This window comes from Micromonospora sp. CNZ286, assembly GCF_014207755.1.
In genome coordinates, this window is sequence record NZ_JACHIZ010000001.1 from 2,863,817 (window position 1) to 2,884,512 (window position 20,696).

At 74.3% G+C, this 20,696-nt stretch carries 18 protein-coding genes; 11 read left to right on the top strand and 7 right to left on the bottom strand.

Features of this window, described 5'->3' with window-relative positions; genetic code table 11:
- Window positions 1–2,130 carry a hypothetical protein gene (locus FHX31_RS12845; RefSeq protein ID WP_184976265.1) on the top strand — a complete coding sequence of 710 codons (2,130 nt, stop codon included), beginning with the start codon at window positions 1–3 and terminating at the stop codon, window positions 2,128–2,130.
- 34 nt (window positions 2,131–2,164) lie between these two features.
- Window positions 2,165–3,145 carry a DNA polymerase domain-containing protein gene (locus FHX31_RS12850; RefSeq protein WP_013476593.1) on the top strand — a complete coding sequence of 327 codons (981 nt, stop codon included), beginning with the start codon at window positions 2,165–2,167 and terminating at the stop codon, window positions 3,143–3,145.
- A 5-nt stretch (window positions 3,146–3,150) separates the two neighbouring features.
- On the opposite strand, the gene FHX31_RS12855 is transcribed toward FHX31_RS12850, so the two are convergent.
- Window positions 3,151–3,657, bottom strand: a complete 507-nt coding sequence (locus FHX31_RS12855) for an Lrp/AsnC family transcriptional regulator (RefSeq protein ID WP_013286599.1) — start codon at window positions 3,655–3,657, stop codon at window positions 3,151–3,153.
- 72 nt (window positions 3,658–3,729) lie between these two features.
- Between FHX31_RS12855 and pdhA the strand changes: the two genes are divergently transcribed.
- From pdhA to FHX31_RS12875, 4 genes are all read left to right on the top strand, one after another.
- Window positions 3,730–4,929 carry a pyruvate dehydrogenase (acetyl-transferring) E1 component subunit alpha gene (gene pdhA, locus FHX31_RS12860; protein ID WP_184977778.1) on the top strand — a complete coding sequence of 400 codons (1,200 nt, stop codon included), beginning with the start codon at window positions 3,730–3,732 and terminating at the stop codon, window positions 4,927–4,929.
- A complete protein-coding gene (locus FHX31_RS12865) occupies window positions 4,929–5,933 on the top strand; it encodes an alpha-ketoacid dehydrogenase subunit beta (RefSeq protein ID WP_013476595.1) in 1,005 nt (334 codons plus the stop codon). Before pdhA ends, FHX31_RS12865 begins: the two co-directional genes overlap by 1 nt.
- Window positions 5,934–5,986: 53 nt before the next feature.
- The gene (locus FHX31_RS12870) at window positions 5,987–7,498 is read left to right on the top strand and encodes a dihydrolipoamide acetyltransferase family protein (RefSeq protein WP_184977779.1); all 1,512 of its coding nucleotides are present in this window, start codon (window positions 5,987–5,989) and stop codon (window positions 7,496–7,498) included.
- A gap of 529 nt (window positions 7,499–8,027) precedes the next feature.
- The gene (locus FHX31_RS12875; RefSeq protein ID WP_030272561.1) at window positions 8,028–9,299 is read left to right on the top strand and encodes a L,D-transpeptidase; all 1,272 of its coding nucleotides are present in this window, start codon (window positions 8,028–8,030) and stop codon (window positions 9,297–9,299) included.
- A 61-nt stretch (window positions 9,300–9,360) separates the two neighbouring features.
- Here FHX31_RS12875 and FHX31_RS12880 read toward each other — a convergent pair whose 3' ends face one another.
- On the bottom strand, window positions 9,361–10,380 hold the full coding sequence (locus FHX31_RS12880) for an SMP-30/gluconolactonase/LRE family protein (protein ID WP_013476598.1): 1,020 nt from the start codon (window positions 10,378–10,380) through the stop codon (window positions 9,361–9,363).
- Window positions 10,381–10,535: 155 nt separating this feature from the next.
- Between FHX31_RS12880 and FHX31_RS12885 the strand changes: the two genes are divergently transcribed.
- Window positions 10,536–10,985, top strand: coding sequence for an STAS domain-containing protein (locus FHX31_RS12885; RefSeq protein ID WP_013476599.1), 450 nt, complete (start codon window positions 10,536–10,538; stop codon window positions 10,983–10,985).
- An 87-nt stretch (window positions 10,986–11,072) separates the two neighbouring features.
- Here FHX31_RS12885 and FHX31_RS12890 read toward each other — a convergent pair whose 3' ends face one another.
- Together FHX31_RS12890 and FHX31_RS12895 are read right to left on the bottom strand one after the other, a co-directional pair.
- Window positions 11,073–11,441: an FKBP-type peptidyl-prolyl cis-trans isomerase gene (locus FHX31_RS12890; RefSeq protein ID WP_013286592.1), complete on the bottom strand. Its 369-nt coding sequence runs from the start codon at window positions 11,439–11,441 to the stop codon at window positions 11,073–11,075.
- Between the two features lie 152 nt (window positions 11,442–11,593).
- A complete protein-coding gene (locus FHX31_RS12895) occupies window positions 11,594–12,175 on the bottom strand; it encodes a DoxX family membrane protein (protein ID WP_030272549.1) in 582 nt (193 codons plus the stop codon).
- 218 nt (window positions 12,176–12,393) lie between these two features.
- Here FHX31_RS12895 and FHX31_RS12900 point away from each other — a divergent pair, with 218 nt between their 5' ends.
- Window positions 12,394–13,092 carry a CBS domain-containing protein gene (locus FHX31_RS12900; protein WP_013286590.1) on the top strand — a complete coding sequence of 233 codons (699 nt, stop codon included), beginning with the start codon at window positions 12,394–12,396 and terminating at the stop codon, window positions 13,090–13,092.
- Between the two features lie 24 nt (window positions 13,093–13,116).
- Here FHX31_RS12900 and FHX31_RS12905 read toward each other — a convergent pair whose 3' ends face one another.
- Both FHX31_RS12905 and FHX31_RS12910 read right to left on the bottom strand, forming a co-directional pair.
- Entirely contained in the window at window positions 13,117–13,839 is a 723-nt protein-coding gene (locus FHX31_RS12905) for a helical backbone metal receptor (RefSeq protein ID WP_013476600.1), read from the bottom strand.
- A 31-nt stretch (window positions 13,840–13,870) separates the two neighbouring features.
- Window positions 13,871–14,962, bottom strand: a complete 1,092-nt coding sequence (locus FHX31_RS12910; RefSeq protein WP_013286588.1) for a DICT sensory domain-containing protein — start codon at window positions 14,960–14,962, stop codon at window positions 13,871–13,873.
- A 106-nt stretch (window positions 14,963–15,068) separates the two neighbouring features.
- Between FHX31_RS12910 and FHX31_RS12915 the strand changes: the two genes are divergently transcribed.
- Both FHX31_RS12915 and FHX31_RS12920 read left to right on the top strand, forming a co-directional pair.
- Complete coding sequence (locus tag FHX31_RS12915) at window positions 15,069–15,935, top strand: PDDEXK family nuclease (RefSeq protein ID WP_013476601.1); 867 nt, start codon at window positions 15,069–15,071, stop codon at window positions 15,933–15,935.
- Window positions 15,936–16,248: 313 nt separating this feature from the next.
- The gene (locus FHX31_RS12920) at window positions 16,249–17,511 is read left to right on the top strand and encodes a hypothetical protein (protein ID WP_013476602.1); all 1,263 of its coding nucleotides are present in this window, start codon (window positions 16,249–16,251) and stop codon (window positions 17,509–17,511) included.
- A 206-nt stretch (window positions 17,512–17,717) separates the two neighbouring features.
- On the opposite strand, the gene FHX31_RS12925 is transcribed toward FHX31_RS12920, so the two are convergent.
- Window positions 17,718–18,065, bottom strand: coding sequence for a histone-like nucleoid-structuring protein Lsr2 (locus FHX31_RS12925; RefSeq protein ID WP_013286585.1), 348 nt, complete (start codon window positions 18,063–18,065; stop codon window positions 17,718–17,720).
- A gap of 234 nt (window positions 18,066–18,299) precedes the next feature.
- Here FHX31_RS12925 and lon point away from each other — a divergent pair, with 234 nt between their 5' ends.
- Window positions 18,300–20,636, top strand: a complete 2,337-nt coding sequence (gene lon, locus FHX31_RS12930; protein ID WP_013286584.1) for an endopeptidase La — start codon at window positions 18,300–18,302, stop codon at window positions 20,634–20,636.
- Window positions 20,637–20,696 lie beyond the last annotated feature (60 nt).

Genomic DNA, 20,696 nt, shown 5'->3' on the forward strand with positions numbered 1-20,696 from the left:
ATGATCCGTGACGACCTGATCGCGCTCACCCCGGACGTGCTGGCCGCGCTGAGCAACAGGGGCCTGGTGAAGCGCGCCACGAAGGAGGTCGACGCCGGTGAGCGGCCCGCGCTCGCCGAGGACGCCGACGGCGCGGTGCGTGCCGCGTACCCGGACGGGGTGACTGTGACGCTGCCCGTGGGCGGCGGCCTGGCGGCGGGGATCTGCTCCTGCCCGGCGCCCGGCGTGTGCCGGCACCTGCTCGCCGTCGTGCTGACCTACCAGCGCACGCACGCCGACGCACCGGACGGGGAGGCCGCACCGGACGGGGAGGCCGCACCGGACACGGATGCCGCGCCGGGCCGGCACCCCGATCCAGGCGGGCAGGCTCCGGGCCCTGGCGCGCCGCGGGACCAGGAGGCTGCGCCGGGCAATGCGGCCGGGCCGGGCCGGGTCGCGGCGCCGGGCCGGGAGGGCGCCGCAGCCGGGAGCGAGCCGTGGCGGTGGTCGCCGGGCGACGTCACCGACGAGGAACTGGCCGCCGCGATCGGCGCGCCGGCGCTCACCGCCGCGCGACGGCGGTTGCGGCGCGGCTACGCCGCTGTGGTCCACCGGCCGGACGCCGCCGACCCGGTCCCGCGCGTGGAGCTGCCCACCGGCACGGTCCGCTTCCTGGTGCCCCGCCAGATCGGGTACGCGCGCGGCGACGCGGCCGACGACGGCGGCGAGGCGATCGCGCTCGCGGTGTGGGCGTGCCGGGCGGCCGACCGGGAACACCCGGACCGTCCGGAGGCGCAGGTACGCGTCGGGCGAACCGCCACCGTCACGGAGCATCCGACGCTGGACGCGGCGGTGGCGCTGGCCGCCGACGTGCTGCTGACCGGGGCCGCGCACCTGGGCTCCGGCGTGGACGCCCGCCTGGCGGCGACCCGGCGTGACCTCGACGCGGCCGGTCTGCGCTGGCCGCTGCTCGCCGTCGAGGACCTGGCCGGGCAACTGGAGGCGTACGCGGCGCGCGGCGCCCGGTACCGGCCGGAGACGTTCGCCGACTTGCTCGCCGAGCTGCCCGCGCGGCGGCGCGCGGTGGTGAACGCGGGCGCCACCCCGGTGGAGCGTGTGCTCGGCACCCACGAGCCGGCGGAGACGCCGCTGCGGCGGGTACGGCTGACCGGCCTCGGCGCCCGGGTCCGGTGCAGTGGAGGCGAGGTGGGCGTGGACGTGGTGCTCGCCCACCCGGCGGCCGTCTCGGTGCTGGTGCTGCGCCGCGCCTACCCGGTCACCGACGACGGCCCGCCAACCGGCCACGAGCTGGCCGGGCGGCGCGTCACCGGCGCCACGCTCGGCGCGCTCGCCACCGGCAACGTGGTCTCCGAGTCGGCGGTGCGCAGCGCCGCGCACCGGCTCCGGATCGCCGCCGGCCGGCTGGCCCGCACCACGGTCACCCCCGGCGCGGGGGAGTGGTCCGGCCTGCCGCCCGGCCTGCTCGCCCGCGACCCGGACGCGCTCGCCGCCGAGCTGGCCGGGCGGCCACCCCGGCTGCTGCGCCCCCGCACCGCCGCCGAGTCGGTGCGGGTGCTCGCGCTCGGCGAGGTGCGCGCCATCGGGTACGCGGCCGGCGAGCAGCGCCTGGACGCCACGGTGACCGGGGCCGACGGCGGCACGGCGACCGTCACCGCGACCCACCACGCCGCCGCCCCTGGTGCACTCGACGCGCTCGCGGCGGCGCTGGACGGCACACACGGGCCGCCGCGCTACGTCAGCGGAACGGTCCGCCGGGGCGCCGACGGGCTCGTCGTCGAGCCGCTGGCGGTGGTCGCCGACGCGGTGGTCGTACCCGATCTGGCACCCGGGGTGGGCGACGGCCGGCTGACCGGCGCGGTCGACGCCCGGCCCGACCCGGTCGCCGCGGCGCTCGGTACGGCGTCGGCGCTGCTCGCCCAGGCCGCGCACACCGGCCTGCGGCACCTGCCGGTGGGCTTCCCCGACCGGCTGCGCGCGACGGCCGCCGCGCTCGGCGGAGTCGGCCTGGACCGCTGCGGCGCGGCCCTGTCCGGCCTGGCCGGGACGCTCGGCGCCGACCCCGGCGAACCGGCGGTACGGGCCTGGGTGGACGCCTGGATCCGGCTGTCGGTGACGGCGGAGTCCCGGTGAGCCGGTCCCCACGGCCGGGCCGGATCGCTACGGTGTGACGGTGGCGACCACGGCGGCGCAGGAGATCCAGGTGGGGGAGCGGCTGGTCCGCGTCTCCAGCCCCGACAAGCCCTACTTCCCGGAGCGCGGGCTGACCAAGCTGGACGTGATCAGCTACTTCCTGTCCGTCGGCGACGGCATCCTGCGCGCGCTGCGGGACCGGCCGACCATGCTGGAACGCTGGCCGCGCGGCGTGTTCGAGGGCGCGAAGGTCGCCACCCGGCAGACCAACAAGGGCGACGCGTTCTACCAGAAGCGGCTCCCGGCCGGTGCGCCCGACTGGGTCCGCACCGCGCACATCACGTTCCCCAGTGGGCGTACCGCCGACGAGGTCGCCCCGAGCGAGCTGGCGGTGGTGATCTGGGCGGCCAACCTGGGCACGCTGCGGTTTCACCCGTGGCCGGTGTCGAAGGACGACGTGGAACACCCCGACCAGCTGCGCATCGACCTCGACCCGATGCCGGGCGTGGGCTTCGCGCAGGTGGTGCCGGTGGCGCACGAGGTGCGCGCGTACCTCACCGAGCTGGGCCTGGAGGGCTTCCCGAAGACCACCGGCGGGCGCGGCATCCACGTCTACGTCTCGATCGAGCCGCGCTGGAGCTTCGGCGAGTGCCGGCGAGCGGTCCTGGCGCTGGGCCGGGAGATGCAGCGCCGCCTGCCCGACCTGGTCACCACCACCTGGTGGCGCGACCAGCGGGACCGGCCGGTCTTCGTCGACTACAACCAGATGGCCCGTGACCACACCATGACGTCGGCGTACTCGATCCGGCCGACGCCCGCGGCGCTGGTCTCGGCACCGCTGGAGTGGTCCGAGCTGGACGACGCCCGCCCGGAGGACTTCGACGTGCTCAGCATGCCCGAGCGGTTCGCCGAGCTTGGCGACCCGCACGCCGGGCTGGACGGGCGGCGGTACTCGCTGGAAGCGCTGTTGGAGCGGGCCGACGCGGAAGGGCTGGAGTCGCCGCCGGAACGCTGAGGCGGTCAGTCCCAGGGGCTCTGCGTGCCGTCGAACTCCTCGAACACCAGCCAGGTACGCGTGGACAGCACCCCGGCGATGCTCTGCACCCGGTCCAGCACCACGTCCCGCAACGTCGCGTTGTCCGGCGCCCGGACCAGCGCGAGGACGTCGTGCTCGCCGCTGAGCAACGCCGCGTGCTCGATGTAGCGCACCCGGGCCAGCTCGGCGGAGACCTCCCGCCAGGTGTTCTGCTCGATGGTGAGCGCGATGTACGCCGACGTGCCCAGCCCGGCCGGCTCCGGCGCGACCCGCGCCGTGAACCCGGTCAGCACCCCGTCGCGCAGCAGCCGCTCCACCCGGGCGTACGCGTTGGTGCGGGAGACGTGCACCCGTTCGGCGAGCGTACGGATGGACGTCCGGGCGTCGCGGACCAGCTCGCGCAGGATCCGCCGATCCACCTCGTCGAGCGGCCCGGCCGAACGTCCCGTTCCGCCCGCCGCGCCCGGTGTGGCGCCGGTCTCCTGGCTCACCTCAGCCGCCCTCCTGTGCCATTCGTCCCGCGTTCATCCCGGATGTTGAGTCAATCATCCACGACCGGGAGCATAGGGCCACCACACGTCCAGGAGGTCCCCGCCGTGACGACCACACCCCAGGCGGTCCGCAGGGCATCCCCGCGCACCCGCCGGAAGTCCACCCCGGCCGCACCCGACCCGTCGGCCGGCTTCATGCCGCAGCGGGAACCGGTCCGGCTGCTCGAACCCGACGGGACTCCGCTGCCGGCCCGCGACGACTACCCGGAGCCGCCGGTCGAGACGCTGCGCGAGATGTACCGGCGGATGGTCGTCGGCCGCCGCTTCGACGTGCAGGCCACCGCGCTCACCAAGCAGGGCCGCCTCGCCGTCTACCCGTCGGCCCGCGGCCAGGAGGCGTGCCAGATCGGCGGCGTCCTCGCGCTGCGCGACACCGACTGGGTGTTCCCCACGTACCGCGAGTCGATGGCACTGACCGCGCGCGGCCTCGACCCGGTCGAGGTGCTCACGCTGCTGCGCGGCGACTGGCACTGCGGGTACGACCCCGCCGCCACCCACACCGCGCCGCAGTGCACCCCGCTCGCCACCCAGTGCGTACACGCCGCCGGGCTGGCCTACGGCGAGTCGTACCAGGGGCGTGACACAGTGGCGCTGGCGTTCATCGGCGACGGCGCTACCAGCGAGGGCGACTTCCACGAGGGCATCAACTTCGCCGCCGTGTTCAAGGCGCCCGTCGTCTACCTGGTGCAGAACAACAAGTACGCGATCAGCGTGCCGCTGTCCCGGCAGACCGCCGCGCCGAGCCTCGCCTACAAGGGCGTCGGCTACGGCGTACCCAGCGAGCAGGTCGACGGCAACGACCCGGTGGCAGTGCTGGCGGTGCTGGAGCGCGCCGTCGCGCACGCCCGCGCCGGCAAGGGCCCCTACCTGGTCGAGGCCCACACGTACCGGATGGAACCGCACACCAACGCCGACGACCAGACCCGCTACCGCGACGCCGACGAGGTCGAGGCGTGGCGCGACCGCGACCCGATCGCCCGGCTCGAGGCGTACCTGCGGGCCAGGGGTGTCCTCGACGACGCCGCCGTCGCGGCGATCGCCGACGAGGCCGAGGAGTACGCCGCCGCGCTGCGCCGCCGGATGGACTCCCAGCCGACAGTGGACCCGCTGAGCCTGTTCGACCACGTGTACGCCGAGCCGACGCCGCAACTCGCCGAGCAGCGCGAGATGGTCCGGGCCGAGCTGGCCGCCGACGCGGAGGGGGACGCCTGATGGCCACCATGACCATGGCGAAGGCGCTCAACGCGGCGCTGGCCGACGCGATGCTCGACGACGACCGGGTGCTCGTCTTCGGTGAGGACGTCGGCCAGCTCGGCGGCGTCTTCCGGATCACCGACGGGCTTCAGGCCCGGTTCGGCGACAAGCGCTGCTTCGACACCCCGCTCGCCGAGGCCGGCATCGTCGGGTTCGCCGTCGGCCTCGCCATGTCCGGGCTGCGGCCGGTCGTCGAGATGCAGTTCGACGCGTTCGCGTACCCGGCGTTCGAGCAGATCGCCTCGCACGTGGCGAAGCTGCGCAACCGCACCCGCGGCGCGCTGAGCGTGCCGATCGTCATCCGGGTGCCGTACGCCGGCGGCATCGGCGGCGTGGAGCACCACTGCGACTCGTCCGAGGCGTACTACGCGCACACCCCCGGCCTGAAGGTGGTCACGCCCGCGACGGTGGACGACGCGTACTCGCTGCTGCGCGCCGCCATCGACGACCCCGACCCGGTGGTGTTCCTGGAGCCCAAGAAGCTCTACTTCACCAGCGCAGAGGCGGATCTGCCGGCCCGTACCGCGCCGATCGGCACCGCCGTGGTGCGCCGCCCCGGCACCGATGCCACGCTGATCGCGTACGGCCCGGCGGTGCCGGTCGCACTGGCCGCCGCCGAGGCCGCCCGCGAGGAGGGCTGGGACCTGGAGGTCGTCGATGTCCGCAGCATCGTGCCGTTCGACGACGCCACCGTCACCGCCTCGGTACGCCGTACCGGCCGGTGCGTGGTGATCCAGGAGGCGCAGGGCTTCGCCGGTGTCGGCGCGGAGATCGCCGCGCGGGTGCAGGAGCGTTGCTTCCACGCCCTGCACGCCCCGGTGCTGCGTGTGTCCGGCCTGGACATCCCGTACCCGGCGCCGATGCTGGAGCACACCCACCTGCCCTCGGTCGACCGGGTGCTGGACACCGTGGCCCGGCTCCAGTGGGACGACCAGCCCGACACAAGGTGGGTGGCGGCATGACCGAACGCACCGAGCGGAGCGAGGGCCGTGAGGGCATGCCCGGCCGGCACGGCATGAGCACGGCTGTGGGTACGCGGGACTTCCTTCTGCCGGACCTCGGGGAAGGGCTGAGCGAGGCGGAGATCGTCGAGTGGCGGGTCGCAGTCGGCGACGTGGTCACAGTGGACCAGACGGTGGTCGAGGTGGAGACCGCCAAGGCCGTGGTCGACGTGCCGTGCCCGTACGCCGGACGGGTCGTGGCCCTGCACGGCGCGGCCGGTGAGGTCCGCCCGGTGGGCCAGCCGCTGATCACCATCGCCCCGCTCGACGACGCCCCCGATCCGCACGCCACCTACCGCGAGGAGGAGCGGGCCGGCTCCGGCAACGTCCTGATCGGCTACGGCACCGGCCACGGCGGCACGGGTCGGCGGCGGCGCCGTCCGCGGCTGGCGCTGGCCCCCGAGCCCGGTACGCCGGTCACGGCGGACCCGGCGGCCGGTCCGGCGGCCGGCTCTCCGGCTCCGGCGGGCTCACAGGCTCCAGCGGGCTCTCCGGTTCCGGCCGGCCCGGTTCTGGCCGGTTCATCGCGTCCGGCGGGCTCGGTTTCGGCTGGCGTGTCGGCTCCGAACGGCACGGCCGCCTCGGCGGACCGCACGGCTGCGCCGGAACCGACCGGCGTGCAATCGGCGCCGCTCGTCATCTCGCCGATCGTGCGGCGGCTGGCGAAGGAGCACGGCATCGACCTGGCGTCGCTGCGCGGAACCGGGCCGGGCGGCGTGATCCGCCGGGCCGACCTGGACGCCGCCGTGGCCGCGCCCGCTGCTCCGGCGGCCCGGCTGGCAGCGGTGCCGGACGCCCCGGCCGCGCACGTCGGGCTCGCCCCGGCCGGCGACGGCGACACTGTCATCCCGCTCACCGGCATCCGCAAGGTGATCGCCGACAAGCTCTCCCGCAGCCGGCGGGAGATCCCCGAGGTGACCATCTGGGTCGACGTGGACGCCACCGGCCTGCTGGAGACGCGCGCCGCGATCAACGCGGCCACCCCTGACACGCCGGTGAGCATCCTGGCGCTGCTGGCCCGGATCTGCCTCAGCGGCCTGCGGAAGTACCCGCAGCTCAACGCGCACGTCGACACCGAGGGCCAGCGGATCGTCCAGTCCGGGGGCGTACACCTGGGCATCGCCGCGCAGACCGACCGGGGCCTGGTCGTGCCGGTGCTGCGCGACGCGCAGCGGCTCACCACCCGGGAGTTGGCCGCCGCACTCGCCGAGACCACTGCGGCGGCCCGGGCCGGCACGCTGCCGCCGGCGCGGCTGACCGGCGGGACGTTCACGCTCAACAACTACGGCGTGTTCGGCGTGGACGGCTCCACGCCGATCATCAACCACCCGGAGGCGGCGCTGCTCGGCGTCGGCCGGATCGTGGACAAGCCGTGGGTGGTGGACGGGCAGCTCGCCGTCCGCAAGGTGACCCAGATCAGCCTCACCTTCGACCACCGCGTCTGCGACGGTGGCGTGGCCGGCGGCTTCCTGCGCCACGTCGCCGACTGCGTCGAGCAGCCCGCCCTCTTGGTCGCCAACGTCTGACCCCGCCCTCCCGGCCCCGGCCCTCCCCACTGAGAGCCGGGGCCGCTTCCGTCCCCGCCGCCCGCCCGCTCGCGATCTTGCACTTGCGGCCCGCGGTGTGCCCGATTCGCACCCTTCTCCAGGGCCGAAACTGCAAGATCGCGCGGCAGTGGTGCGGGTGGCGCGGCGGCAGTGGTGCGGGCGGCGCGGCGGCGGTGCGGGTGGCGCGGACGAGAGCCGGGCTCGGCCGGCCTGCGGCGTCCAGCGCCGCCCTTGCGAGATCGTTGTTCCGACGGGTGGGACCGGTCGAGATCTTGGTACGAAAGTGCCCCTATGGGGGCCGTTTCGTACCAAGATCTCGCTCTGCGCCCGGCGGTGGGTGAGGGGGTGGGGAACCGGGCGGAGGGCGCGTGGGGCGCAACCGGGGACGGGAATTACCTGTCCGGCACAATTCGCGCAGCTGTTTCCGAGCAATTCCGCCGAAGGTGCCACGGCGCGATCCCAGGCCTACAGAATGTGGGCGAGAGGGTTCGGAAATGGGGGGCGAAATATGTTTGCGAGGCGCCGACTGACGCTTTTCGCGATGACCGTCGCAGCCGCGCCGCTGGCGGTCGGCGCGTGTACCGCCGGCCCGAAGTCGGTGACGAAACGGGCCGAGGCCGCGCCGCCGTCGGTCGCCGTGACGCCGGCCGACCGCACCCGGGACGTGCCGATCAGCGCGGAGGTGGGGACGAAGGTCAGCAACGGCAAGGTGACAGCCGTCAAGCTGACCGACGACAAGGGCAACGCGGTGCCGGCCCAGCCGCGTGAGGACGGCTCCGGCTGGGTGCCGGACCGGCCGCTCGCCAATTCCCGGACGTACACCGCGGAGGTGACCGCGACCGGCGATTCGGGCAGGACCGCCACGCAGAAGACGACGTTCACGACAATGGCCAAATCCACCAAACCGGCAGTCACCAGCGAATTGTATTTCCGGCCGAATCAGACGTACGGGACGGCGATGCCGGTCGTGCTCGGATTCGACCCGCCGATTCCGAAGGAGGCGCGCGCGGACGTCCAGCGCCGGCTGTTCGTGAAGACCGACCCGCCGCAGCCGGGCACCTGGTCGTGGGTGGCCGACGGCAAGCAGGCCGAGTACCGGGCGCCGGACCGGTGGAAGCCGGGCACGAAGATCAGCGTGCGCAGCGCGTTGCAGGGTCTGCCCATCGGCAAGGAGGCGATCGGTGACTCCGACCGGGTCGCGAGCGCCAAGGTCGGCCGGCAGGTGACGCTCGACATCGACAACGAGGCCAAGCAGATGACCGTCTACCAGGACGGCAAGGTGGTCAAGAGGATCCCGGTCAGCCTCGGCAAGCCGAGCACGCCGACGTCGAGCGGCAACATGGTGATCATGGAGAAGCACGAGCACACCACGTTCGACACCCGCGGTGAGCCCAACGGTGGCTACGTGGTCGACGTGGACGACGCCCAGCGGCTGACCTGGGGCGGCGAGTTCATCCACTCGGCGCCGTGGTCGGAGGGCGACCAGGGCAGCACGAACGTCTCGCACGGCTGCACCAACGTCTCGGCCACCGCCGCGGACTGGCTGATGGGCTTCACGCAGGTCGGTGACCTGGTGACGGTCAAGGGCACCGAGGTGAAGCTCGACCAGGGCAACGGCTTCACCGCCTGGAACGTCGGCTGGGACGAGTTCGCCAAGGGCAGCGCGCTGCCCGTACCGGCGGGGCTGAAGCCCACGCAGAGTGCCACGCCGCACCCGGGCGCGGTGGCCGGCGGGTCGTCACCGGCCCCGGCCCCCTCGCGGAGCAACAGCGGCGGCTGAACCTGGGGAGGAACGGCCACGGGGCCGGCCCGCGTCCGCGCGGGCCGGCCCCGCGCCGTGCTCAGTCCAGGTCGACGCGGGCCACCCCGGTGGCGGTCAGGCTGCCCAGCCAGAGGTGGCGGCCGTGCTGCCGCACGCCGGTGACCATCGGGTACGCCCCGCTCGGGCCATGCAGCGTGCGCAGCACCCGGCCGTCGCCGTCGACCAGCGCGACCAGCCCGTAGCGGCGCGGCTGCGGCTGCACCGCGCCGGGCAGCAGGGCCACGATCTGCCGCACCCGGGGATGCGGCAGCAGCCGTTCCATGGCCCGCAGCCGCGGGCTGGGCAACGCGACCCAGTAGGTGCCGTCGCCGACGCCGGAGATGTTGTCCGGGTACGCGGGCAGGTCGGTGAGCACCGTGGCCCGCCCGCTGGGCAGGTCGACCCGCAGCAGCCGGTGGGTGGCGGTCTCGGCGAGCATCAGCGCCGACTCGTCCGGGGTGAGCGCGAGCCCGTTGGGGAAGTAGAGCCCGCCCGCGACCACGTCGGTGCGCCCGGTGCGCCTGTCGTACGCGAGGACCCGCCCGTTGGGCCGATGCTCCAGCAGGTCGCGTTTCCAGTGCGAGAGCGGGAACCGGTCGGACGAGTCGGTGAAGTAGACGGTGCCGTCGCGCCCCACCGCCGCGTTGTCGGCCAGGTGCACCGGCGGCGCGGTCCCGGTCAGCTCGTGCACCCGGCCGGCCGGGTCGACCCGCAGCAGCCCTCGGTAGGCGTCGCAGACCAGCAGCCCGCCGTCGACCGGATCCCGCTCGATGCCCAGCGGCCGTCCGCCGGTCTCGGCCAGCAGCGTCGGCGGCGTGCCGGGCGGGGAGTCGGCCGGCCACCACCAGAGCCGGCCGTCCTCGTCGCCGCTGACCACCCGGCCGTCGCCGTCGACCACCACGTCCTCCGGGCCGTGGCCGCCGGCCGGCAGCGGCAGCAGGTCGGCCCGGTCGAGCCGGGTGTCAGCGGGCGACCAGGGGCCGGTGAGCGGCGGCGGCACCGTCGCCGGTTCGCGGACCGGCCGGATCAGCAGTGGGGCTCGCGGGCGGGGGACGACCATCGGCTCATTGTGGCCCGGCGGCGTCGCGCTGGGCAGCCCCCGACGGCGTTTCGCCGTTTCCCGCGCGACGTGGCGTGGCGGTTGCGGGATGACCCTGAGACGGCTCGGGGTCGGTTCCCGGACACTACCCGGAACCCCTGCCGCGAGGTCCGGAAATGTCGGTGGGCCCGGGTAGGTTTGGCCGCATGGTACACAGCGGTGAGCGCTTCCACGTGGTGACGGACGTGCACGATCACGTGGTCGAGCTGCGCCCGGTCGGCGAGATCGACATCGCCTCCGTGACGGCGTTCCGGGCGGCGCTCTGGGCGGCGCCGGCCCGGCCGGTGCTGCGGGTCGACCTGTCCGGTGTGCGGCTGCTCTCCGCCGCCGGGGTCCGCGCGCTCGTCGCCACCCACCTGCGGGTGCGGGCCCGCGGCGGCGAGCTGGTGCTCACCGACCCCGACCCGGTGGTGGCCCGGGTGCTGCGGGTGACCGGCCTGCACCGGGTGCTCCCGGTGCGCTGCACCGACCGCGCCCAGGACCTGCCCGGCCGCGCGCCGGACCTGCCCGGCCGCGCCCAGGATCCGTCCGGCCGCGCCCACGAGCTGATGGCCTGCGCGGCCTGAACGGCCGGCGGCCCGGGCGCACGCAGCCCGGGCGCACGCCGGGCCGCCGGCGCGGAAGCCGACGGCCCGATGTGAACGGCGTTGCGCTCAGCGCACGCCGAGCAGGTCCACCACGAAGACGAGCGTCTCGTTTGGCTTGATGACGCCGCCCGCGCCCCGGGCGCCGTAGCCCAGGTGCGGCGGGATGGTGAGCTTGCGCCGGCCGCCCACCTTCATGCCCACGACGCCCTGGTCCCAGCCGGCGATGACCTGGCCGCCGCCGAGCGGGAACTCGAACGTCTCACCCCGGTTCCACGAGGCGTCGAACTCGCGGCCGTTCGAGTGGGCCACGCCCACGTAGTGCACGCTCACCAGCTGGCCCGCGCGGGCCTCCGGGCCGTCGCCGACGGTGATGTCCTCGACGACCAGATCGGCGGGCGGCGCGCCCTCGATCGGGCCGATCTGGGGCTTGTCCATGAGCGGGTCTCCTCGGTGCTGACGGTGTGGTCACAGTCGATCCTGCCGGATCGCGACCGGCCGATACGCGCCGGTCCCCGCACACCGGCGTGGCGGGTACACGAAAGAGGCGGGCGTCGCCTGTCGGCGACGCCCGCCCCGGGGCGAGCTGGTCACTTCAGCCAGGGGAGACGCTGGACCAGGGGGAGCCTCGCCCAGGCCCGGCCGAGGCCGAGGGTGTTGCCGGCGCCCACCAGGGCCAGGCCGGCCAGCAGGCCCGCGTAGATGAGGTGGTCGTCCATGAAGGGGTTGTTCGCCGGGGGCAGCACGGCCGTCCACATCAGGACCAGGAGCAGACCGCCCGCGACGGCGGCGACCCGGATGCCGATGCCGAGCATCAGGGCGACACCGATGCCGAGCAGGCCGACCATGAACAGCCAGTCCGCCCAGGCCGCGCCGGCCAGGTTCTGGTAGATGCCCGCGAACGGTCCCTCGACGGCGTGTCCGAGGAAGCCCTTGGTGGGGCTGCCGCCGTTGATCCAGGCGTTCTTCGCCGGGGTCTCGTGGCCGAGGCCGAACATCTTGTCGAGGAAGGCCCAGAGGAACACCCAGCCCAGGGCGAGCCGCAGCCCGGCCCAGACGTACCGGGTGGCCTTCTGGCGGGTGGTCTCGGTGTGCGCCGCCGGAGCGATGGTGGCGGCGGGGGTCCGCTTGACGGCGGGGGTCCGCTCGATTGTCGCGGTCATGGTCTCCACGTCCCTTCCTGTGCCTCGCACCGCGCTTCCCGGTGGCACATTCATTCCACCGCCGCGCGGCACCCGGGAGCAGGGCCGAGAGGTGCCCTCGTGACCGGGTCATTGGTCCCGTCCGTACCCGGTCCGGTCGGCCCCTCGCAGCCGGTCCGCCGCCCCTGACCAGGCCGTACGCCGGCGGCCTACCGTCGCAGGTGGAGACCCGGCACGAGGAGGTCGTGATGAGGACGTGGCAGGTTACCGACGTGATGACCAGGGACGTCGCCACGGTGACGGAGGAGACCCCGTACCGCGAGGTCGTCGACGTGCTGGTGCGGCAGCGGATCAGCGGTGTGCCGGTGGTGGACTCGTTCCGCCGGGTGCTCGGGGTGATCTCCGAGGCGGACCTGCTGCACAAGGTGGAGCGGTCCGGCCACCCGGACGAGCGGCGGGTCTTCGAGGGACGGCGCCGCCGTACCGCGCGGGAGAAGGCGGGCGCGCTCGTCGCCCGGGACCTGATGACCGCGCCCGCGGTCACCACCCACGAGCGGGCGTCGCTCGCGGCGACCGCCCGGCTGATGGACCACGAGGCCGTCAAGCGGCTCCCGGTGCTGGACGACCTGGGCCGGCTCGCCGGCATCGTCACCCGCGGTGACCTGCTGCGCGTGCACCTGCGTTCCGACGCGGAGATCCGCGAGGAGGTCGTGCACGAGGTGCTGCGCCGGGTGCTGTCGGTGCGCGACGGCCTGGTCACGGTCCAGGTCCGCGGCGGCGAGGTCACCATGGACGGGCGGCTGGACCGGCGTAGCGCCGTCGAGCTGGCCGGCCGCCTCGCCGCCCAGGTCGCGGGCGTGGTCGCGGTGCACAACGCGATCGGGTACGACGTGGACGACACCACGCTGATGGAGCTGGACCCGGTGCACGCCACCCCGGTCGCCTGAGCGTCGCCACCCGGGCCCCGCCGGTCAGGTGGGGCCCTCGGTGGCGAGCTGGGCGGCCAGCAGCGCGGGGGCCTCGGCCAGCGACGGCCCGTACCAGGTGAGGTGCCGGCCGGACACCAGCGCCGCCGGCACACCGGGGAACGCCTCCGGCCCGTCGTCGGCGGTGAACCGGTACGGCTCGTCGGGCAGCACCACCAGGTCCGGCGCCCGGGCGCGCAGCTCGTCCAGGCTCGGCCGGGGATAGCGTTCCGCGTCGTCGGCCCAGCCGTTGCGCACACCGAGCCGGGCCAGCACGTCCCCGGCGAACGTGTCCCGCCCCAGCACCACCCACGGCCGTCGCCACACCGGCACCACGGCGGTGCGGACGCGTCCCGGCGCGGGCAGTGCGGCCCAGGCACGGCGGGCCTCGCGCAGCCACTGCGGCTCGGCCGGCGCGCCGAGCGCGACCACCAGCTCACCGAGCTGGTCGAGGGCCTCCGGCACGGTACGCGGGAAGGTGACCCGGACCGGCACCCCGGCCGCGCGCAGCGCCTCGGCGTCGGCCAGCCGGTTCTCCTCCTCGTTGAGCAGCACCAGGTCCGGCTCCAGGGCGAGCACCCGGTCCAGGTCCGGGTACTTCGTCCCGCCGACCCGGGCGACGTCGAGCCCGGCCGGGTGGGTGCACCAGTCGGTCGCGCCGACCAGCACCTCCGGGCGGGTGGCCGCGACCGCCTCGGTCAGCGACGGCACCAGCGACACCACCCGCACCGCGTCTCCTCTCCTTGAGCCGGACCGCCGGTCAGCGGGCCGCCGCGGTCACGGCGTCGGCGGTCTCCGGCGGCAGGCCCGCCACCGGCAGGCCCTTGCGTACCGCCCAGTCGACTGCGGCGCGCAGGTCCGCGGTGGGCAGCGGCCGCCGGGTGGTCACCCCGACCGCCGCGTGCACTGTGTACGCCATGAACGGGTACGACCGGGCCAACGCGCCGATCGCGTCGTGCAGCCGGCGTACCACCTCCAGCGCGGCCGGTTCGTCGAGCCCCGGCAGGAGGAGCTGGAACTCGTTCTCGGTGACGCGCAGCGCGCGGTCGACCGGCCGCAGCACGGCGGTGATCGCGGTGAGCACGGCGTGTCCCTCGCGGGCGACGCCGCGGCGGCCGAAGCGTTCCGGCGAGCCGGGCGGCGCGTCCACCCGCAGGCCGACCAGCGCCACCGGCAGCGTGCCGGAGGCGGTCACCCCGTCCGCGCCGGACCACCGGGCCAGGCCGGGCTCGTCCAGCATCGTCTCGGCCGGCTCGACCGGCTGGTTGTTCCGGTCGCCGCGGCGGGCCAGCAGCCGCAGCGCCGCCTCGGCACGCGGTTCGCCCGGCCCGGCCGGGATGTCCCGCACCCGGGCGATCGCCTCGTCCAGCGCGGTACGCGCCGCGGCGGGCAGCCGCTCGGCGAGCTGTTCGCGCAGCCGGATCGCCTCGTGCAGCGCCTCGTCGCGGCGGAAGCCCCAGCGTCCCTCGAACAGCCGGCCGGACTCCAGCGTCGGCGCGGGCGCCACCTCGGCCCGGTCGTGCGCGACGAGTGTGGCGCCGAAACGCGGGCTCAGCGCCACCACCGTCCACTCCCGGGCCAGCGCCTCCGCCTCGTCCAGCGCCACGCCGTAGGTACCGTCGGGCAGGTCGGGCGGCGGTCCGCCGACCATCGCCACCACCGTCACGGCGGCGCGGCCGGCGATGCGCCGGTAGACCTCGCGCTCCCGGGCGAAGTACGGCAGCCGCTGGAACAGCGCGAGCACGACGAGAGGGCCGTCCTCGGCCTCGGCGAGCGCCGCGCGTTCGATGGCGTGGGAGACGGTGACGAGACTGCGTTTGGTGAACTGTTCCGGGGTCCGTCCGCTGGGCACGGGCAGAGCCTAGAGGGACGGGCGCGGTAGCGCACCGGTCGGCCGGACCGGTCGTGCCGCACGGCCTACACTCGGGCGTCGACCGGACGAGGGGGATCGGGGCGAGATGACGAGCACAGGCAGCGTGACCGCCTCCTGGCTGCGGCCGATCCCGCCCGGCGCCGCGCCGTCCCTGGTCCGTGCCGGCCACCTCGGCCACACCGGGCGGCGGCTAGGCGACCTGGTGCAGGGCCGCCCGCCCGGGGTCACCGGCAGCCAGTGGAGCACCGCCGGGCGGGCGTCGCTCGACCTGGTGGTCTGCGCGGCCGACACCGGGCTGCCGCGTTTCGCGGTGCGGTTCACCGCGCCCGCCCCCGACGGATCGGCCGCGCGACGGTCCGAACGGCTGACCGACGCGGTCTGCGTCGCCGTCGGCCTGCCGCTGGTGCGCGTCGAGTCGCCGACGCTGGGCGGCGCGGAGCAGGTCCGCCGGTTCGTCGAGTACGTGCTGGACGCGCGGGCCTACGCCGACGGCACCGACCCGGACGGCGGTGACACGGTCGGCTTCCGGGACATCATCGGCCGGCTGCCGGACGGCCGGCGCGGACCGGTGAACGACCTGGGCGCGCTGGCCCGGGTCGAGGCGGTCGAGGCGTACGTGGCGGGCCGGATCGCCGACCCGATCGTGCGCGGCCTGCACGTGCGCTGGACCGACGGTCCGGCGGAGGGCTGGGCCTGGGCCGAGGTGCGGCCCGGCCGTTGTCTGCTGGAGCGGGTACGGCTGACCTCGCGCGGTTTCTCCTGCGGCGTCGACCCGGGGCGGCTCGCCGAGGACCTGGCGGCTGTGGCGCTGGGGGAGCGGTTGCGTGACCTCGACGGTGCCGCGCCGTCCCTGCTGGACCGCGACGAGCTTCTCCGGCGGGTACGCGCGCTGGCCGCCCGGCGGGACTCCTTCGACGGCGGGTTCGCCTTCGATCACCTCTGCGCCGACTGAGCCGTCCGTCCTCGCCGGCGAGGACGGCGACTTTTCGATTTTTTCCGATCTCCGGTTGAACCTTCGCCGACGGCGCTCCGTACCTCATCGGGAATGGACGCAGATCTTCCCCGCCGCGCCCGGACGGCGCGGAGACGGTGCGGAAAGGGCATCGTCGGCCATTGACGCGCGACTGAGCGTCGCAGTGATCTCACACCCCGAATTCGTCGGTCCGCCGGGATCACCAGTCAACTACCGGATCGTGAAGGAGAGCAATTCGATGCGCAGGTCCACACGGGCGCGCCGGTCATCCGGTAACGCGCGGAGCAAGCGGATGCTGGCGGTTGTCGGCACGCTCGCGGTCTTCGGCGGCATCGTCGCCGTCACCCAGATCTCGTCCGCCCAGGACCGGCGGACGACCACCCGCGCCGCCTCGGCGTCCTGCGTGCCCGCGAGCCCCGGGGCGACCGCCCCGGACGGCCAGGGCAGCACCACCCGTACCTGGCAGAACGGCCGCTGGGTCCGCAACCACTGGGGCGACGGGCAGATGTCGCCGGCCGAGTGCCAGCAGACCAACGCGGGAGGCGCGGGCGCCGGCACCCCGACCGTGGCCTGCCCGGACGTCCGCGGCCGGCTACCGCAGGTGCCCGACCGGGCCCGCGCCGAGGTGGACCGCACCCTGGCGCTGCTGGAGTCGCAGATCGCCGACGCGAACCGGCGGCTCGCGGCGGAGGGCCGCAAGGGCGGCGAGTTCATCAACAACGCGATCCTGCGTCCGCTCGCGGACAAGCGGACCGCGGCGCTCAACCGGATCGCCACCGCCATCGGCCGGGTCGCCCAGCGCCCGCAGGGCCTGGACCAGCTCGCCCAGTGCGCGGTGACCGACACCCCGCAGAACGGCGGCCAGAACGGCGGGAACAACAACGGCGGTCAGAACGGCGGCAACAACAACGGGGGCCAGAACGGCGGCAACAACAACGGCGGCCAGAACGGCGGGAACAACGGCGGCGGGAACAACAACGGCGGTGGCCAGAACAACGGTGGCGGCAACGGCCTGAACGTGCTCGCCAAGGACTGCTCCGGCAGCCAGCTCCAGGCGCACGACGGTTTCCAGAACGGCAACCGGTGCGTGAGCACCGCGTTCGGTGAGGTGGGCGCCGCGGCGAACAACCCGTCGCTGCTGATCACGCAGTTCCCGAACCAGGTGCGGCGCAACCAGCCGTTCACCCTCCGGGTCACCACCAAGAACCTGGTGCGGGACCGCTTCCTCGCCGCCGGCCAGGGCGGCTACTACCTGGAGAGCTCGCTGCTCAACGGCCAGGGCCTGGTGCGCGGCCACTTCCACACCGCCTGCCGCATGCTCGGCAGCACCCGGCAGCCTCCGAACCCGCAGGACGTGCCGGCCTTCTTCGTGGCCACCGAGGACGGGCGGGGCGGCAACCAGCCGGACGACGTGCTGATCCAGATTCCGGGCCTGGCGCAGTCGGGCGTGGCGCAGTGCGCGGTCTGGGCCGGTGACGGCTCGCACCGCATCCCGATGATGGAGCGGGCCAACCAGACTCCCGCCATCGACGTGGTGCGCATCCGGGTCAACTGAGCGGGCGAACGGCAGCGGCCGTCCGGGGGACTCCTCCGGGCGGCCGCTGCCGTTCCCGCGTACGGGCACGGTGGAAGGTGATCCCGGAAGAAATTTCGTGCCGGCGGTATCCGGCCGGATGAAAAGCGCTGACCGTAGAAAGCCGATCGGGGCCCCGCCGATTTCTCAGCGTGACCCCGGGATGCCCGACGGTGAACCGGTGGCGGTCAGCGGTTCTTGTACGCCTCGACCACCGACACCGGGATGCGCCCGCGCTCGGAAATCTCGAACCCGTTCTTGGCGGCCCATTCCCGGATGGCGCGGTTCTGCTCGCGGTCCATTCCCGAGGTGCTCGGCCGGGCGGTGCGGCGGGCGCCGCGGGCGACCTCGGTCGCTCCCCGGCCGATTCGCCTGCCAGCGCTGATGTACGGATCCAGCGCCTTGCGCAGGACGCCCGCGTTCTCGTCGGAGACGTCGATCGTGTACGCCACGCCGTCCAGGCTGAACTCGACGGTCCGATCGGCCTTTCCGCCGTCGAGGTCGTCAGTCAGAACGGTGATTACTTTCCTTGCCATCGCCATTACTCCCTGTGTCGGGCGGGGTGTGGCTAAGAGTTTGACCTACCGCGCGGTAATTCCGCAACAATAGCCGACTGTTTCCATTCGGCGGGTCGCGGTAAAGGGTGCCGCCATTGGGTGCGGAGCGCGGGAACGCGGCGCTTCGTAGTGGCGTGGGTCACAACCCGGAACAAGGGGCACGTTTTGTTACTTGAGCCAGACACGCTCAACCAACGTGATGGCAGGTGTTCGATGGCAACTCTTCCGGTACTCCCACTGACCGACGCCGTCCTGCTGCCCGGGATGGTCATCCCGGTGACCCTCGACCCGACCACCCAGGCCGCCGTCGACGCGGCCCGCGCCACCGGCGACAAGGAACTCCTGGCCGTACCCCGCCTCGACGGCGAGTACGGCTCCGTCGGCGTGGTCGCCACGATCGAGAAGGTGGGCCGGCTGCCCAGCGGCGAACCGGCGGCGGTCGTCCGCGGTCTCACCCGCGCCCGCATCGGCTCCGGCGTGCCCGGCCCCGGCGCCGCGCTCTGGGTCGAGGCGACCGAACTCGACGAACCCGCACCGGCGGGCCGCGCCCGCGAACTGGCCCGCGAGTACCGCGCGCTCATGACCTCGGTGCTGCAGCAGCGCGGCGCCTGGCAGGTGATCGACGCGATGGAGCGGATGACCGACCTGTCCGAGCTGGCCGACTCGGCCGGCTACGCGCCCTGGCTCAGCCTGACGCAGAAGACCGAACTGCTCGCCGCGCCGGACGTCACCGCCCGGCTGGAACTGCTCGTCGGCTGGGTGAAGGAACACCTCGCCGAGCAGGAGGTCACCGAGCAGATCAACAGCGACGTCCGCGAAGGGCTGGAGAAGTCCCAGCGCGAGTTCCTGCTCCGCCAGCAGCTCGCCGCGATCCGCAAGGAACTCGGCGAGGACGAGCCGGACGGCTCCGCCGACTACCGCTCCCGGGTGGAGTCCGCCGACCTGCCGGAGAAGGTCCGCGAGGCGGCGCTGCGCGAGGTCGGCAAGCTGGAGCGGGCCAGTGACGCCTCACCCGAGGCGGGCTGGATCCGGACCTGGCTGGACACCGTCCTGGAGATGCCGTGGAACACGCGTACCCAGGACAACATGGACCTGGCCGCGGCCCGGGCCGTGCTCGACGCCGACCACGCCGGCCTGGCCGACGTGAAGGACCGCATCCTGGAGTACCTCGCGGTGCGCAACCGGCGCGCGGAGCGCAACCTCGGCGTGGTCGGCGGACGCGGTTCCGGCGCGGTGCTGGCCCTGGCCGGTCCGCCCGGTGTCGGCAAGACCAGCCTCGGCGAGTCGGTCGCCCGGGCGCTGGGCCGCAACTTCGTCCGCGTCTCCCTCGGCGGTGTCCGGGACGAGGCGGAGATCCGCGGTCACCGGCGCACCTACGTGGGCGCGCTGCCCGGCCGGATCGTGCGGGCGCTGCGCGAGGCCGGCTCGATGAACCCGGTCGTGCTGCTCGACGAGGTCGACAAGCTGGCCGCCGGCTACTCCGGCGACCCGGCGGCGGCCCTGCTGGAGGTGCTCGACCCGGCGCAGAACCACACGTTCCGCGACCACTACCTGGAGGTCGACCTCGACCTGTCCGACGTGCTGTTCCTGGCCACCGCCAACGTGGTCGAGGCGATCCCCGGCCCGCTGCTGGACCGGATGGAGCTGGTCGCGCTGGACGGCTACACCGAGGACGAGAAGGTCGCCATCGCCCGGGACCACCTGCTGCCCCGGCAGCGGGAACGGGCCGGGCTGACCACCGACGAGGTGACAGTCGCCGACGAGGCGCTGGCGCTGATCGCTGGTGAGTACACCCGGGAGGCCGGCGTCCGGCAGCTCGAACGCGCTCTCGCCAAGATCTTGCGCAAGGTCGCGGTCGCGCTCGCCACGGACTCCGCGCCGGTGCACGTCGACGCCGGCAACCTGGCCCGCTACCTGGGCCGGCCCAAGTTCACCCCGGAGTCGGCCGAACGCACCGCAGTACCCGGCGTGGCGACCGGACTCGCGGTCACCGGCGCCGGTGGCGACGTGCTGTTCATCGAGGCCACCACGATGGAGGGTGAGCCGGGGCTGACGCTCACCGGCCAGCTCGGCGACGTGATGAAGGAGTCCGCGCACATCGCGTGGTCGTACCTGCGGTCGAACGGGCGGCGCTACGGGCTGGACCCGAACGCGCTGGCCGGGCGGCGGATCCACCTGCACGTCCCGGCGGGCGCGGTGCCCAAGGACGGCCCGAGCGCCGGCATCACCATGGTGACCGCGCTGGCCTCACTGGTGACCGGTCGGCCGGTGCGGCCCGAGTTCGGGATGACCGGCGAGGTGACGCTCTCCGGCCGGGTGCTGCCCATCGGCGGCGTGAAGCAGAAGCTGCTTGCCGCGCACCGGGCCGGCCTCACCGAGGTGATCATCCCGAAGCGCAACGAGCCGGACCTGGACGACCTGCCGGCCGAGGTGCGGGAGGCGCTGACCGTGCACACCCTGTCCGACGTGGCGGACGTGCTCGCACTGGCGCTGCGCCCGGTCGAGATCGGCACGGAGTCGCTGGACGGTCCGGCGCTCGCCGCGGCCTGACGACCGTCGCCCCGGCCACCGTACGCACGGTGGCCGGGGCGCCGTCGTGTCCGCCCGCTG